We start from the raw sequence: 15,622 nt of genomic DNA on the forward strand, positions 1-15,622 counted from the left end.
AAAATACGATAACCTATCCTTATGTCCACGATAAATTGCGCCGGTAAATTGATTGATCTTTCAACACCTCACGTCATGGGCATCGTCAACATCACACCAGATTCCTTTTATGATGGTGGAGCGCTCAAATCTGACAAAGACATTTTGAAACAGGTAGAAACTATGCTGGCAGACGGTGCGACCTTCATCGATATAGGTGGTTATAGCAGCAAGCCTGATAGTGAGGATATTTCAGCCGAAGAAGAGATCCAACGTGTTATTTCGGTCATTGATCTGGTCAAAAAGCATTTTCCTAGCGCCGTGATTAGTTGTGACAGCTTTCGCGAAAGCGTCATAGCAAAAGCACTTCAACACGGTATTCACATCGTCAATGATATAAGCGCAGGACATCTGGATGCCAAGATGATGGAAACCGTAGGCAACGCAGGCGTGCCATACATCATGATGCACATGCGCGGCACATCGCAGACCATGAAATCCCTAACCGACTATGACGATCTAGTTCTAGAGATCAACCAGTATTTTGCCGAGCGCGTCCACGTTGCCAGAGCTTCCGGCATAAAAGACATCATTATAGATCCTGGTTTTGGCTTTGCTAAAACGACCCAACAAAACTTCCAGTTGCTTAAGAATCTAGATCTCTTATATTTTCACGGTCTTCCCATTCTTGCAGGTGTATCGCGCAAATCCATGATCTATAAAACCCTAGGAATTACTGCTAGCGAGGCGCTCAATGGCACCAGTGCCCTACACATGAAATGTCTGGATCAAGGCGCCAAAATTCTAAGAGTTCACGATGTCAAGGAAGCTATGGAAGTGATACAATTGCATCAATCCATTCAAAATAATTAATCCTATTTTTACGAGGTATGGAGTTACCAGAATTTAGAATCATCGACCTTGTGGATATCTTGCTTTTTGCAGCATTGATATTCTACTTGTATAGACTGGTAAAGGGAACCGCGGCGATCAACATCTTCATAGGGATCGTGATCATCTATTTGATCTATGAGGTCACGCTGTTCTTGAAAATGGAAATGTTGTCCAGAGCGTTGGGAGCTTTTACAGGTGCTGGCGTTTTTGCCTTGATCGTGGTGTTCCAGCAAGAATTGAGGCGTTTTTTACTAATGCTGGGCTCCACCCAATTCACTTCTAAAAGAAGGTTTCTAAGACAGCTGCGTTTTTTTAAGGAAGACATAGATTCCAACAGCGGCGTGGTCGATGAAATCGTGACTGCCTGCAAACGTATGAGCGCTACCAAAACTGGTGCCCTGATTGCCATCAAACGCGATGGCTCGCTGGATTTTCTTAAAAATTCTGGAGACACCATGGACATTGTTGTGAATGCACCCATCATCCAAAGCATTTTCTATAAAAACAGTACGTTACACGATGGAGCGATGATCATAGAAGGCAACAAGATTACCGCCACACGGGTCATTTTACCCGTTTCTGACAATAGAAAAATCCCGCAGCGATTTGGGTTGCGTCACCGTGCGGCTTTAGGGCTGACAGAGCGCAGTAACGCCATGGCGATTATCGTGAGTGAAGAAACCGGACAGGTTTCCCTGGTTATGGATGGAGCCTTTGAAAGTTATGAAGATATGGACGATCTAGCAGACAAGATCAAAACACATCTGGACTAATGGAACGAGAATGTAAGAATTGCGGTCACATGCTTTATGTGGGACACACACACTGCGCTAGCTGTGGTGCCAAATGGATCCAGAACAGAATCACCATGCGCAATGTCGCTTCTGATTTTAGCGATATGTACTTGGGTCTCGATACGAAGTTTGGACATACGTTTATAGATTTATTCAGAAAACCAGAAGCCGTTATCAACGGATACATCAACGGTCGACGTGTCTATTATATGGATGCCGTTAGGTATTTATTAGTCGCCTTATTCATCACTGGTATCTATGTATTTGTTATTAAACAGACTAATGTCATGGATCAATACATGGAAGAATCTGGGCTACTTGACTCAATGGCGTTTGCAAACATGGGTCCAGAAGAGATCGAGAGACAAACCGCTCTTAGTTCTACCATGATGGACTATCAAGGTGTTTTTCTCTTATTGACGATCCCAATACTAGCCATCGCTGGCCGTATCACCTTTTGGGGTAGAAAGTACTTTAATTTTACGGAGCATGTGGTATTCTACCTATATACCTACGGGCACATGGTAGTGGTTACAACTCCTATAAGTATTCTTTTGATATATGTTTCGCCTACAATCTTTTATTACTGGTCGTTTGTAGGGTTTTTATTTATGTTTCTTCACTCTGCGTATTGCTACAAGAGATCTTTTAATCTAGATACAGGAACTATGATCCTAAAATCATTAATAAGTATCATAGTAATGGTTGTGATGATCATCTTATTTATTATCATAGCTGCGGTTTTGTTTATTGCCTTTATTTTACTGGCTGAGAAATTAGGTTACGATGTTTCCTCTTTAGTTCCTGGACAGAGCACCTAAGCCACTTCTTGCTGTAGAAACTGTACCTCATAAAGGTTTTTGTAATAACCACCTTCTTTTTGGAGCAGTTCATGGTGCGTTCCCATTTCCACAATTTCTCCTGCATCCATAACGATGATCTTATCGGCTTTTTTAATCGTGGCAAGCCTATGGGCGATGACGATGGACGTGCGGTCTTTCGTAATGATATCAGTAGCGTCCTGGATCAATTGCTCACTGTAGGCATCCACAGAGCTGGTGGCCTCGTCAAGTACCAAAATACTAGGGTTAGACACGTAGGCTCGCAAAAAGGCAATCAATTGTCGCTGTCCAGAACTTAACATGACGCCACGTTCCTTCACATTGTAATGGTAGCCATTAGGCAGTGAATTAATGAATTCGTGCACGCCAATTTTTTTGGCGGCAGCTATTACATCCTCTTCGGTGATACTTTCGTCCTTTAAAGTGATGTTGTTTAGAATGGTGTCTGCAAACAAGAAAACGTCTTGAAGCACCACAGCAATTTGAGCCCGCAATGATTCTAGTTGGTACGCTTTCGCGGAAGCGGAATCCACCACAATCTCTCCTGCATCGATCTCGTAGAATCTGGAAAGCAAATTGATGATCGTAGATTTTCCTGCGCCGGTAGCACCTACTATGGCCACCGTTTGACCGGCATTTACTTTAAAACTAAGATTTTTTAGAACCAATTCATTCTCAACATAACCGAAATCAACATTCTTGAACTCAATGTCACCTTTAAGATTGGATGCGATCAACGTGCCGTTATCCTCAATCCTAGAATCGGTATCGAGTATCTTGAACACGCGGTTAGCCGCCACCATTCCCATTTGTAAGGTGTTGAATTTGTCTGCGATTTGTCGCAGTGGTCTAAAAAGCTTTTGGGAAAGGTCAATGAACATGACGATGGTACCTATTTCCACCAGTCTGAATTCTGACCCTATATTCATGATGACGCCTATGTACACGATGAGGCCTATCACGATGCTGGAAGACATCTCTGCAATAGGGAAAAAGATACTGTTGTACCACACGGTTTTGATCCAGGCCTTGCGGTGCTTGTCATTAATCTCTTTGAAGTGCTGGTACTCTACCTTCTCGCGATTGAAAATCTGGACGATTTTCATTCCTGTCACGCGCTCCTGTACAAAGGAATTTAAATTACTTACCTGATTACGCACCTCTTCAAAGGCGATTTTCATCGCTTTTTGGAACAACCTCGTAGCGTACAGAATAAACGGCATAACGATGAGCGCAATTAGTGTGAGTTGCCAGCTGGAAAACGCCATAAATCCTAGGACTACAATCATTTTGAGCAGATCAGAAATAATCACGAACAAGCCTTCTGAAAATATACTGGCAATGGTTTCTATATCACTTACCGCTCTGGTGACCAATTTACCAACGGCGCTGGTATCAAAATACTTCATTTTGAAGCCCATCATATGATCAAACAACTTGGTTCTCAAGTCGCGTATCACTTGCTGTCCCAACCAGTTGGCATAAAAGATAAAACTAAGTTGTAGTAGAACGTCTGCCATCAGGACACCTATCATCATATAAATGACGGTATCAAAACCTTCAAATTCTTGTGGTATGATGTGTTGATCAATGGATACCTTGATAAGGTAAGGCATCCCTAGAGCCACGACCGCGATGAGTATCGCGCTTACGGCTACAAAAATGGTGGTAAGCCTATAAGGCTTAGTATAGGATAAAAGTCGCTTAAAGAGCGACAGGTCAAATGCATTACCTGTAGTTGATGCCATAAATTATTTAAGCAAATGCGCGACACTGGATCGCAATTCTTCTTCTTTTTGTGTGCCTATCACGTATTCTTTAGAATCGGTTTTGAAATGGAGACCTTTAGATCCCTTGACATTGTAAACCGTTCCCATTCCTGTCCAAATTCTGATTCCCCAACCACCTACAAAACCATAGTCAATGACTTTTGCTGTTTGGACATCACTCCACTTCCATTCTCTATTCAAAAATGGAAAGTACCTGATGTGTATTTTCTCGTCGGTAATAGTCGTTGTGAGTTTCATGTAAAAAATGGAGCCCATCAACACGATTCCCAATAAACAACTTAGCGCCGTCGCTGCCATGACGATCATATCCGATGATTGTCCAATCGCCACAAAAGCGCTGACCGCAATTATCAATATGACACACACAATGAGCAGCTTTAACCACCACTGATCAAAACGTTGTTCTTCTTTAAATAAAATATTACTCATCGATCCAAATTTCTTGAGGATAGCGTACTCTGGTAAGATATAAACCTTGAGCTGGTGCACTGGCGCCAGCTTTGCCTCTATCTTTCGATTTGAGAATGCGATGCATATCTTCAACTTCCAATTTCCCGTAGCCTACTTCCAATAAAGTGCCTACCACTGCTCTGACCATATTTCTAAGAAAACGATTAGCGGTGATGTGAAAAATTAGTTCAAAACCATTCTGTTCAAAGCGCGCCTCACTAATGTCACAAAGATAGGTCTTTACGTCTGTGTTCGTTCTCGAGAAGCATTCAAAATCAGTATAGTCCAATAGAACATCTGCTGCTTTTTGCATTAGTGCTATATCAGGTATTCTATATAAGATATACCTTGATCTGTTCTTGAATGGGTCTGGTCTAAGATGGAAGCGGTATTCGTAAGATCGATGTGTTGCACTAAATCTCGCATGCGCCTTGTCGGTCACTTTTTTTATTTCAAAAACACTAATATCTTTAGGGAACCAGCGATTGAGACGATACGTCAATTGAATGGGATCCAATTCGCATTCCCAATCAAAATGCGCAAACATTTGGGTCGCATGAACTCCGGTATCGGTTCTTCCTGCTCCAGTGACGTAGGTTTTCGCTCGCAGCATTTTTAACAATCCATCTTCCAGCACTTCTTGCACAGAAATACTTTGCGGTTGTCGCTGCCAGCCATGATAGGCCGTGCCGTCATAGGCAAGCTCAATAAAATAGCGCTGTTTTTGCATGACTGCAAAGGTAGTTGTTCAGAATCTGAATTCGAACTCGAACTGAACCCGAACCCGAACTCGAACTCGAACTCGAACTCGAACTCGAACTTAAAATTGAAAAGCGTAAAATCGTTAAGTAGCTATAATCTTGAAATCATCAAAATGAAAACCAGTATCGAGCGGCAGGCGAGATATGGTTGCCTTGATGTGGTCTCCTATTTCATGATTTTAATCATTAAACGTGAACTTGAACTTGAACCTCAAAATCTGTGTTTTATAAATTTGCCATCCTAACTTCGCTTCATGAAAATTCTACTCCTTTCAGATACGCACAGTCATTACGACGATTTTATGGAAAAATATATCTTGCAGGCTGATGAAGTCTGGCATGCCGGAGATATTGGCAATCTAGAAGTGACTGATAAGATAGCGGCTCTCAAACCTTTAAGAGCCGTATATGGAAATATTGATGACGATAAGGCAAGAACCCAATTCCCTTTGCATAATCGATTTGAATGCGAAGGAATGGATGTGTGGATCACCCACATAGGCGGCTATCCTGGACGGTACAATCCCAACATCAGACAGGAAATCTATAGCAATCCACCAGACGTGTTTATTTGCGGGCACAGCCACATTCTCAAGGTAATCAATGATAAAAAGATCGATTGCCTACATATGAATCCAGGCGCTATAGGTATTCATGGCTTCCATAAAAAACGAACCATGCTCAGGTTTGAAATTAATGCTGGGAAGATTTCTAATTTGGAGGTTATTGAAAAGGATCGGTAACTAGAAAAGTTTACAACATAAAAAAGCCGGAATTGAGCTTCCAGCTTTTTAACCTCAAACTATCAAGAAAAATCCCCCAAAATTTCTTGAACCAATTTGATTCTTCAAACCTAATTCAATTACTTAGAGGTTTTATTTCCAATACATAACTGCCGCCTATTTTAGGATAACTGCTATCGCTCTAATTCGAGCTTTACCAGAGTTCCATGTTGTGAATAGCTTATCTGTAGAGCCTTTTCTGCATCATAACCCAAAAAAGATAATCGTTCCCGAACCAGTTGCGTGCCCTTGGAAACGTGATGCTTGTTTTTATGGAAACTGACGTCACCTATTCCGTTATCCGTGATCGTGCATTGATAGCACTGCGAGTCGATAACGGCAAATTCTATTCTTATTTGCGGTGATTCTATGCGCGAGGGAAAGGCGTGAATAAACGCATTTTCAACAAAAGGTTGCAAGATCATTGTTGGTATATGCGTTTGTGTCAACGACAGCTCTGGATCTACAATGAATATAACCTCAATACGGTCTGAGAATCTAGCATTTTCAAGATCTATATATCTCTTTAAATACGCGATCTCATCCTCTAACGTGATCAATGGTCGTTCTGTGTTGTGCAAATTGGACCTGATCAAATCTGAAAATGTGCCCAGGTATTTCATAGCCCGATCATTCTCATTATTACTTATAAAATATTGAACAGAATTGAGTGAATTAAAAATAAAATGTGGGTTCATTTGGGATAGCAACGCCTCCATTTTAACTTCTTCAATTCTCTTAGTGACAGACTCCTTTTCTAGAGCTGTTTGATAAGCACGTTTTCGCTTAAAGCGAAAATAAACTATCAAAAACATCATGGATACCAAAAAGATCAATGCTAGGAACAGATTGCTTTTGTAAAATGGTTTGGCAATATGAAACTCTAGGATCTTCTGATCCATTTTGTAACCTGTTGAAGCATCATCGATCTGGACAAATAATTGATAATCGCCAGAATCCAAAAAAGGCAACGTAAGTTTATTCTCTGGTAGTTCTATCCACGAATCGCTCTCATCTAATCGGTAACTGTATCTCAGTTTTCCCGGGAACGGATGGTTGTTGGTACTCAATTGAATCTCTAGCGAATTCTGATCATGATCCAAATTGATTTTACCGTTGACCATTTCAGCTGCGTTAATCTCTGTACCATTAATCATCAAAGATTGCAGACCTATGTGGTCTACCCTACTTTTTTGATTAAGAACTGCATCCAGCTGTATAGAATAGCTACCGTGATCACTAGCTAGATGCAATATGCCATCATTTACAAAACCATTGTAGATTTTAGAATCAACTCCTTGCTCCTGATTCATAAATATCTCGCGATCACCATTGTGAAAAACTATTCCTTGTGATGTGCCCAGAATGATGAAATCCTTATAGGAAGAAAGAAAGGTGATGGTTTTACCATGTGATGGATCACGATGGATCTGACTTGCTTTAAATGTTGAATCGTCATTAATAACAAATACATCACCGTCTTCATTGGTGACCGCCTTCCTACCGTCATTTAGTTCAGTAATGAACCTTAATCGTTTCTCGTTCCAAATATTGTTTTCTGCTAATGAGATAAACTGTCCATCTTCATAGACATATAAACCATTAAAAATAGAGGTGAGATAGGTTTTATTTCCATCTTGAAAGCTGCCAACCACAAACCTAGGGTTATCCATAGATTTGGACTCATCATAGTACGTGTATCTCATGGTAGAAACACTATCATAAACCCGCGTGCCGTGATAAAAATTAGGCTCTATCAATTGGCCATCTGCTGTAAAATTGAATTCCAAAGCGTGAACAGGCATATAGTTGATGAGTGCTCCAGATCCATCAAATTGATACATACCGATAGAAGTGTTTACCCAAATAGTACCACGGTTTTCTTTGACGCTATAGAAAACAATGTCCGTTGGACATGTATCGTACTTTAATTCATAAAAGTAATTCTCGTATTTAGGAAGATCATTAGGATTGCTATCAACATATTCTACTTGCCATTTTTTGAATTGGTTAGCGTCAATAGAAATGTTCTCTATTTGCAACGCATCATTGTATAGGGTAATCATATCACCGTCCAGCTGCGCAAAATCGACTACCCTATCGTGATTTGATTTTTCAAATGAGACTGATTGATCCAGTCTGATTTCGTAATAACCATTATCCAAAGTACCTAGATATAACAAACCAAACTCACGTTGCACCGCAAGCGATGTTACTTGAGTACTTTCAACATCAAAGAACTCATTTCGCAACTCAAATCCACCTGGCACTAACTCATAAATCCCACCATCCTTAGAATAGATTCCCCAACCGGCTGCAAAAAGTCTATCCTCCAATGGCTCATAATCCCAGAAAATAGAATTGCCTCGCGGTTCCATTTTTCTCAATGAAGTTATATCTGTAAAACCTGCTGTGGAAACAGTTTTATAATACTGCTTGCCACTTAAATACATAGAATCCTTGAATTGAGAAGCGCCATAGAGATACTTTTCCGCCCAAACGCGATTTAATGAGATTTTATCCTCATCGAGTGCCACCTTGTGAATCCCATCATCATAGGTGATCACATAAACCTCATTTTTGAGCTCTAAAAATCCTTGAACGTTGAAAGGATCGTCAGGAATGGAATTAGGATCGTAGGTTATGATACGGTCAGGACGAGTCATGTCTATCACCGCAAGTCCATCGCTGGTTCCTATGTACAACCATTCATCATGAATAAATAGCTGGGTAACCTCTTGATCTGGTAATTGATCATTATGAGCGTAGGGAATAATTTTATTGTCCTTAAAAGTAGATAACCCTTTACCATAGCTGCCTATCCAGATATTCCCATAAACATCTTGATTAATTGCCCAGATATTGTTTTGGGTAAGGCCATCTTCCTTGAAATAGGAATCCACCTGATCGTTATATTTCCTGACCAGACCGTTATCAGTTCCTATCCATAATGCGCCATCCTTGGCAATAAACAGAGTGCGCACCGTATTGTTAGGCAGTATGTCGCGATCAGAAAAGTGAGTAGATGGATATTGTTGCGTAAAACCAACTAAAGAAACCAGCAGGCAACAGAGTAGATTATGCCATTTCACTAATTCGGTTTTTGAAATAAGCCAGTTTACGTTCTGATACTTTCACTAACGTACCATCGCGCAACTTCACCTCTTTATCTGCATTTATAAAAGAACGCACTTCGTTTAGATTGATGATGTATGAATTGTGCACGCGGCAAAAATCCTTTTCTGGCAGACACTCTTCAATAGCCTTCATGGAACTCGTTACGAGTTTTTTAGTCTTGTTTTGAAAATAGAACTGGCAATAATTTCCAGCTGCCTCCACATATAAAATATCCTTGAGCACCACCACTTCAAATCCTGTAGGCGTATTGAATACGATCCTTTCCTTACTTCGCTTATTGTCCAGATAATCTGTAAAGACATCAAATTTCTCTAAAATAGCTTGTTTGTGCTCACGTGTTTTTTGAAATCTAGTGATGGCTTGGCCTACCTTTTCTGGATCTAGCGGCTTAAGTAAATAATGTAATGCGCTGCATTCAAAGGCTCTGATAGCATAGCGATCATAGGCCGTCACAAAAATGACCTCAAAATTTATCTCGTCAAAATACTGCATGAGCTGGAAGCCATCTTCTTCTGGCATTTGTATATCCAGAAAAACGAGATCCACTTTATTATTCTTGATGGCCTGGACTCCTTCTTGGACAGAGCTACAGCTTTCCACCAGGTGCAATTTTGCACCCAGCTCTTTTTCTAGAAGGTTGGCAAGAAACATTCTTGCGTTTACCTCATCATCGATAATTACCACATTAATCATGTTTTAAATGTAGGAAAAAGAAATGGCAGATGATGAGCTGGTAGGAAGTAATGCAGATTAAAAGTGAATTCGCTTTCGCGAAAGCGAACTCAATAAAAGCCCCATAAACAAAAAACCTGCAGGGTGGCGCCCTGCAGGTTTTCACACTAATAGTACTAAGATTCTTGTGTTTATCGTAGTCGATCCACAGATTTTACGAGTTGTTCATCCTTTCTTATAGCCCTATTTGCAAGGACCAGTAAAACGATAGATAGGATAGGAATGAACATCCCAATGCCTTTCTCTGCAACCGCCGTCGCTCCAGACATCGTTAGGGCTCGATATACGAAAACTCCTAGCAAAATGAAATTCAACATTATGTTCAAACGGTTGATCACCGTTTGTAGCTTTCTATTCTTATACAGAAAAATAGCAAAGATCGAAATTACGGCACTTGCCACAAAGGCACCAAAATAAGAATTTTCATCCATCGCCACAACTTCATTTCCCTCACCATCGATCCATAGGCTTACCAGAAATATCAAACCACCACTACAAGCAGCGGCAAGGATCAACCATATGGTCTGTATTCTTTGTATCATGGTGTAAAGCCTAAATTTTCTTTAAAGCTGGACAAAAATACAGTTTACAGGCAAAAAACAAGGGTTGGTAAACTTTTTTTAGCGTATCATTGTAGGACATTACAGTTAACCACCTCTTATTAGGTTAACTAGGGACTGAAAATTTTTCTGATAGATTCCAGTCTCATTTATCCCTCAAGAAAATTTACATACACTTTTCCATAATTACATGTTTCAAATAGCTGATTTAAAATCAAAGAAACTTCCTGAACTACAGGAAATTGCTCAAGGATTGAACGTTCCAAAATTTCGCGCCATGCGCAAACTGGACCTAGTCTACAAAATCCTTGACCTACAAGCCGCTAATCCAGATGTGGTGAAAAAATTAGATGCTGACGATAATTCAACGCCAGAATCTCCTAAGCAAGACGCACCTAAGGAACGTAAACCTAGATCAGCGCCCAAAAAGCGTGAACCTAAAGAGCGTAAGGCAAAAAATCAAAATGACTCAAACGACAAGTCGTCTGATCAAAACGATGCCGATTCCAAAAACGATAAGGCCAATAACAAGCCCAATCCACGTCAGGTAAAGAGCAAGGATTCCACCAACAAACCGAATCCTAGACAAAACAAACCACGCGACAACAAGGATTCTGACAACAGAAACGACAAGAACGGTAATGACAACCGTAACGATAACCGTCGTGACAACAAGAATGATAAGGACGGCAACGATAACCGCAATGACAATCGTCGCAACGATCATAATGACAAGGATGGCAACGACAACCGCAATCCACGTCAAAAGAACCAACGCAACAACAACCAAAACAACGTGCCTAAAGGCAATAAGGATAACCGTAATCGCTACCGTGATCCAGAATTTGAATTTGATGGAATCATTGAGAGCGAAGGTGTTCTAGACATGATGCCAGATGGTTATGGTTTCTTGCGCAGTAGTGACTACAATTACCTAGCATCTCCAGATGATATCTATGTATCTCAATCGCAAGTACGATTGTTTGGGTTGAAGACTGGTGATACGGTACTAGGAATGGTGCGTCCACCTAAAGAAGGTGAAAAGTATTTCCCACTCATCAAGATCTCACAAATCAACGGCCTGGACCCAAGTGTGGTTCGTGATCGTGTTTCTTTTGAGCACTTGACACCATTGTTCCCAGATGAGAAATTCAACCTGGCAGAGCGACGCGCAAGCGTCTCCACAAGAGTGATGGATCTGTTTGCACCCATAGGTAAAGGACAGCGTGGTATGATCGTGGCACAACCTAAAACCGGTAAAACGATGCTATTGAAAGACATCGCTAATGCTATCGCTGCCAACCATCCAGAAGTGTATCAATTAATCCTTTTGATTGATGAACGTCCAGAAGAAGTAACTGACATGCAACGTCACGTTGACGGTGAGGTGATCGCCTCTACTTTTGATAAGGAAGCTCACGATCACGTACGTGTGGCTAACATCGTTCTTGAAAAGGCAAAACGCATGGTAGAATGTGGACATGATGTCGTGATCCTATTGGACTCCATCACTCGTCTTGCAAGAGCTTACAACACGGTACAACCAGCGAGTGGTAAAGTCCTATCTGGTGGTGTGGATGCCAATGCATTGCATAAGCCTAAGAGATTCTTTGGCGCGGCTCGTAACATAGAAGGTGGTGGATCACTATCGATCATCGCTACAGCATTAACAGAGACTGGCTCTAAAATGGACGAGGTAATCTTTGAAGAATTTAAGGGAACCGGTAATATGGAGCTGCAACTGGATCGCAACATTTCCAACCGTCGTATTTTCCCAGCCATTGACCTTACTTCTTCGTCAACACGTCGTGACGACCTATTACTGGACAAAGACACAGTACAGCGCATGTGGATCATGAGAAAATACCTGGCCGATATGAATCCTGTAGAAGCTATGGAATTCATGTCTCAACGTATCAAGCAAACTCGTAACAATGAGGAGTTTCTTGCGACCATGAACGACTAGATTCAAATAATATCCTACCTAGAGCCTCACTTAATTGTGGGGCTTTTTCGTGTTCGCTTTCGCGAAAGCGAATTTCTCGTAAACCTCATCCATGAACCTACTGGAATGACCATTGGACAACATCAATGACATCTAATAAAGATTATTTTAAAAACTTCTGAAAATTTCGAGATCAGATGATAATCTGGCAGCCGTTTGTGCGTTGTTCCAGTAACTACCCTATAAAACCCTAAAGTAACTAACATGAAAAACCTCATCTACACTGGCTTGTTCATAACCGCCATAGGCGTCGCGCAGGAGCAAACCATGGATCAGAATCCTATAGACAATCAGTTTGAAAAACTGATTTCTGAATCCAACGACTTCAACAACTATAAAGTTGTTAAGGAAAGTGATCTAAAAAACTTAAGAGCAAATACCTCTACCTACATCCTAGAGCTTAATGAAAGAATTGAGCAGCTAGAAGAAAGCGTTGCTCTTGAAAAGCAAGCCCAAATTCCCTTGCAAGAGCAACTAACAGCCGCAAATACCAACGTCGAGCAATTGAATGCCGAAAAAGATGCCATCTCCATACTGGGAATAGCGATGAATAAAGATGTGTACAACATCATGGTATGGTCTATCGTCGGTTTGCTAGCCATTGCGCTTGTATCGATCATCTTACAATACCGCAAGAGCAACGCGGTAACCCAACAAGCTAAAGCAGAGCTTGCCACTAGCGAGGCAGAACTTGAAGAGTTGCGCCGCAAGTCTATTGAAGAAAAGCAACTTCTAGGAAGACAATTACAGGATGAACGCAACAAGCTGTCCCGCTTGAGAACAGCTAATTAAACTCTCAATGTTTAAATACAAAAAGTTCCAAGCTATTTTTATGGCTTGGAACTTTTTTATGAATTGAACTATGATAAAATAAAAAAACTTCCCTTGGTGAGAAGCTTTTAAAATACTTTTTGAACTTACAATCTAGATAGAAGCAACGTGCTTTGCTAATTTAGATTTTAGGTTACTTGCCTTATTCCAGTGAATAACGTTTTTCTTAGCTAACTTATCGATCATGGAAGTTACCTCTACAAACAATTTCTCTGCTGCAGATTTATCTTCAGTCTCTTTCAATTTCTTGATAGCGTTACGTGTAGTCTTGTGCTGGTACTTGTTACGTACTCTTGCAGCCTCATTTCTACGAATTCTCTTTAAAGCACTTTTGTGATTTGCCATATCTTTTTAAACTAGGTTTCTTAAGAAACCGATTATGTTATTGTAGCCCGTAGGGGAATCGAACCCCTCTTACATGGATGAAAACCATGCGTCCTAGCCGATAGACGAACGGGCCATTAATTTTGCTCGTTAAGCGGATGCAAAAATAAACACTTTTTTTAATCCTGCAAACGTCTTGCAAATTTTTCTTGAATTAATATGCTTTTGCAAAAAGAACTCTTTGTTCAGAAGGGTTTCCTGTCAACACACACTTACCTGCATCTTTTCTTCCTTCGATGGGAATGCAACGTATAGTGGCCTTGGTATATTCCTTAATTCTTTCTTCGGTTTCTGCGGTTCCATCCCAATGTGCCGATATAAAACCGCCCTTATTCTTGAGCACCTTCTTAAATTCTGGAAAGGTATCCACTTCGGTGATGTGTTCTTCGCGATAAGAAAGTGCTTTTTCAAATAAGGCGTTTTGAATCTCGTCGAGAAGATCCTTCACGTATTGCTCAATTCCTTCCAACGCGACAGATTCCTTTGTCAACGTATCTCTTCTTGCGAGTTCAACGGTTCCATTTGCTAAATCTCTTGCACCTATTGCGATGCGCAAAGGCACACCTTGCAATTCATGTTGGGCAAATTTAGCTCCAGGTCGGAAGGTATCTCTATCGTCATATTTCACCGTTACTCCTAAGGCTCGCAAACCTTTCATAATATCTTGAACTGTACTGGAAAGCTCTTCAAGTTGTTCTGCTCCTTTATAAATAGGAACAATGACTACTTGATTGGGCGCTAGATTTGGAGGCAGGACCAATCCTTGGTCGTCGCTATGTGTCATGATAAGCGCTCCCATTAATCTTGTGGAAACACCCCATGAAGTAGCCCAAACATATTCTTGTGTACCTTCACTATTGGCAAACTTCACATCAAAAGCCTTGGCAAAATTTTGACCTAGAAAATGACTAGTTCCAGCTTGTAGGGCTTTACCATCCTGCATCAGCGCTTCAATACAATAAGTTTCATCTGCTCCCGCAAAACGTTCGCTTTCTGTTTTAGTTCCTTTGATAACAGGTATGGCCATGAAGTTCTCAGCAAACTCTGCGTAGACATTGTTCATCAATTCAGCTTCAGCTAGTGCTTCCTTTTTGGTAGCGTGAGCGGTATGCCCTTCTTGCCAAAGGAATTCTGCCGTCCTAAGGAACAACCTCGTTCTCATCTCCCATCGCACCACATTAGCCCACTGATTGATCAACAAAGGCAAATCCCTGTAAGACTGTATCCATCCTTTATAAGTACTCCAGATGATCGCCTCACTTGTAGGCCTCACCACTAGTTCTTCCTCCAGTTTCGCTTCTGGATCCACACGTAGCTTTCCTGGATTATCAGGGTCATTTTGCAATCGATAATGAGTCACCACAGCACACTCTTTAGCAAAACCTTCTGCGTTTTTCTCTTCCGCCTCAAAGAGGCTTTTTGGTACAAAAAGTGGAAAGTAAGCGTTTTGATGTCCCGTTTCCTTAAACATGCGATCCAGTTCTGCTTGCATCTTTTCCCAGATAGCATACCCATAAGGCTTAATCACCATACAACCACGAACAGCGCTGTTTTGGGCTAAGTCGGCCTTGACCACCAGTTCATTATACCACTTTGAATAGTCTTCTGATCTACTTGTTAGGTTTTTACTCATATATGGGATTTGGCACAAAACTTGTACCTTAATTAGGGTTCTGTTAA

Annotated in this window: 14 protein-coding genes and 1 tRNA gene; 6 read left to right on the forward strand and 9 right to left on the reverse strand. The window is 41.0% G+C overall.

The window, feature by feature from the left end; translation table 11 throughout:
• Nucleotides 1–21: 21 nt before the first annotated feature.
• The 3 genes from folP to AAU57_RS14135 are packed head-to-tail and all read left to right on the forward strand — an operon-like array spanning nt 22 to nt 2,488.
• Nucleotides 22–852, forward strand: a complete 831-nt coding sequence (gene folP / locus AAU57_RS14125) for a dihydropteroate synthase (protein ID WP_055413533.1) — start codon at nt 22–24, stop codon at nt 850–852.
• 17 nt (nt 853–869) lie between these two features.
• Nucleotides 870–1,646 (forward strand): diadenylate cyclase CdaA, encoded by a 777-nt coding sequence (gene cdaA, locus AAU57_RS14130; RefSeq protein ID WP_055413534.1) that lies wholly within the window; start codon nt 870–872, stop codon nt 1,644–1,646.
• Nucleotides 1,646–2,488 (forward strand): DUF3667 domain-containing protein, encoded by an 843-nt coding sequence (locus AAU57_RS14135; protein ID WP_055413535.1) that lies wholly within the window; start codon nt 1,646–1,648, stop codon nt 2,486–2,488. Before cdaA ends, AAU57_RS14135 begins: the two co-directional genes overlap by 1 nt.
• On the opposite strand, the gene AAU57_RS14140 is transcribed toward AAU57_RS14135, so the two are convergent.
• Genes AAU57_RS14140 through truA form a run of 3 tightly spaced genes read right to left on the reverse strand, consistent with a single transcriptional unit; the run spans nt 2,485 to nt 5,479 of the window.
• On the reverse strand, nt 2,485–4,257 hold the full coding sequence (locus AAU57_RS14140) for an ABC transporter ATP-binding protein (protein ID WP_055413536.1): 1,773 nt from the start codon (nt 4,255–4,257) through the stop codon (nt 2,485–2,487). The two genes, AAU57_RS14135 and AAU57_RS14140, sit on opposite strands and share 4 nt — an antisense overlap.
• Before the next feature lie 3 nt (nt 4,258–4,260).
• Complete coding sequence (locus AAU57_RS14145; RefSeq protein ID WP_055413537.1) at nt 4,261–4,728, reverse strand: DUF1109 domain-containing protein; 468 nt, start codon at nt 4,726–4,728, stop codon at nt 4,261–4,263.
• Entirely contained in the window at nt 4,721–5,479 is a 759-nt protein-coding gene (gene truA, locus AAU57_RS14150; protein WP_055413538.1) for a tRNA pseudouridine(38-40) synthase TruA, read from the reverse strand. Before truA ends, AAU57_RS14145 begins: the two co-directional genes overlap by 8 nt.
• A 285-nt stretch (nt 5,480–5,764) precedes the next feature.
• On the opposite strand from truA, the gene AAU57_RS14155 reads away from it, so the two are divergent.
• The gene (locus AAU57_RS14155) at nt 5,765–6,253 is read left to right on the forward strand and encodes a metallophosphoesterase family protein (RefSeq protein WP_055413539.1); all 489 of its coding nucleotides are present in this window, start codon (nt 5,765–5,767) and stop codon (nt 6,251–6,253) included.
• A gap of 173 nt (nt 6,254–6,426) precedes the next feature.
• On the opposite strand, the gene AAU57_RS14160 is transcribed toward AAU57_RS14155, so the two are convergent.
• The 3 genes from AAU57_RS14160 to AAU57_RS14170 all read right to left on the reverse strand — a co-directional run bounded on the left by AAU57_RS14160 (nt 6,427) and on the right by AAU57_RS14170 (nt 10,704).
• On the reverse strand, nt 6,427–9,384 hold the full coding sequence (locus AAU57_RS14160; protein ID WP_082438642.1) for a histidine kinase: 2,958 nt from the start codon (nt 9,382–9,384) through the stop codon (nt 6,427–6,429).
• The gene (locus AAU57_RS14165; protein WP_055413541.1) at nt 9,371–10,123 is read right to left on the reverse strand and encodes a LytR/AlgR family response regulator transcription factor; all 753 of its coding nucleotides are present in this window, start codon (nt 10,121–10,123) and stop codon (nt 9,371–9,373) included. Before AAU57_RS14165 ends, AAU57_RS14160 begins: the two co-directional genes overlap by 14 nt.
• 170 nt (nt 10,124–10,293) lie before the next feature.
• Nucleotides 10,294–10,704 (reverse strand): DUF4293 domain-containing protein, encoded by a 411-nt coding sequence (locus AAU57_RS14170; protein WP_055413542.1) that lies wholly within the window; start codon nt 10,702–10,704, stop codon nt 10,294–10,296.
• A 208-nt stretch (nt 10,705–10,912) separates the two neighbouring features.
• On the opposite strand from AAU57_RS14170, the gene rho reads away from it, so the two are divergent.
• Complete coding sequence (rho, locus tag AAU57_RS14175; protein ID WP_055413543.1) at nt 10,913–12,688, forward strand: transcription termination factor Rho; 1,776 nt, start codon at nt 10,913–10,915, stop codon at nt 12,686–12,688.
• A gap of 243 nt (nt 12,689–12,931) precedes the next feature.
• The gene (locus AAU57_RS14180; protein ID WP_055413544.1) at nt 12,932–13,519 is read left to right on the forward strand and encodes a hypothetical protein; all 588 of its coding nucleotides are present in this window, start codon (nt 12,932–12,934) and stop codon (nt 13,517–13,519) included.
• 132 nt (nt 13,520–13,651) lie between these two features.
• Here the strand turns inward: AAU57_RS14180 and rpsT are convergent, their stop codons facing one another.
• From rpsT to proS, 3 genes are all read right to left on the reverse strand, one after another.
• Nucleotides 13,652–13,903, reverse strand: a complete 252-nt coding sequence (gene rpsT, locus AAU57_RS14185; protein ID WP_055413545.1) for a 30S ribosomal protein S20 — start codon at nt 13,901–13,903, stop codon at nt 13,652–13,654.
• Nucleotides 13,904–13,946: 43 nt separating this feature from the next.
• Nucleotides 13,947–14,018: transfer RNA gene (locus AAU57_RS14190), tRNA-Glu, on the reverse strand.
• 78 nt (nt 14,019–14,096) lie between these two features.
• Nucleotides 14,097–15,575: a proline--tRNA ligase gene (proS, locus tag AAU57_RS14195; RefSeq protein WP_055413546.1), complete on the reverse strand. Its 1,479-nt coding sequence runs from the start codon at nt 15,573–15,575 to the stop codon at nt 14,097–14,099.
• Between the last annotated feature and the right edge of the window lie 47 nt (nt 15,576–15,622).

This window comes from Nonlabens sp. YIK11, from assembly GCF_001413925.1.
In the GTDB taxonomy this organism is placed as follows: Bacteria; Bacteroidota; Bacteroidia; order Flavobacteriales; family Flavobacteriaceae; genus Nonlabens.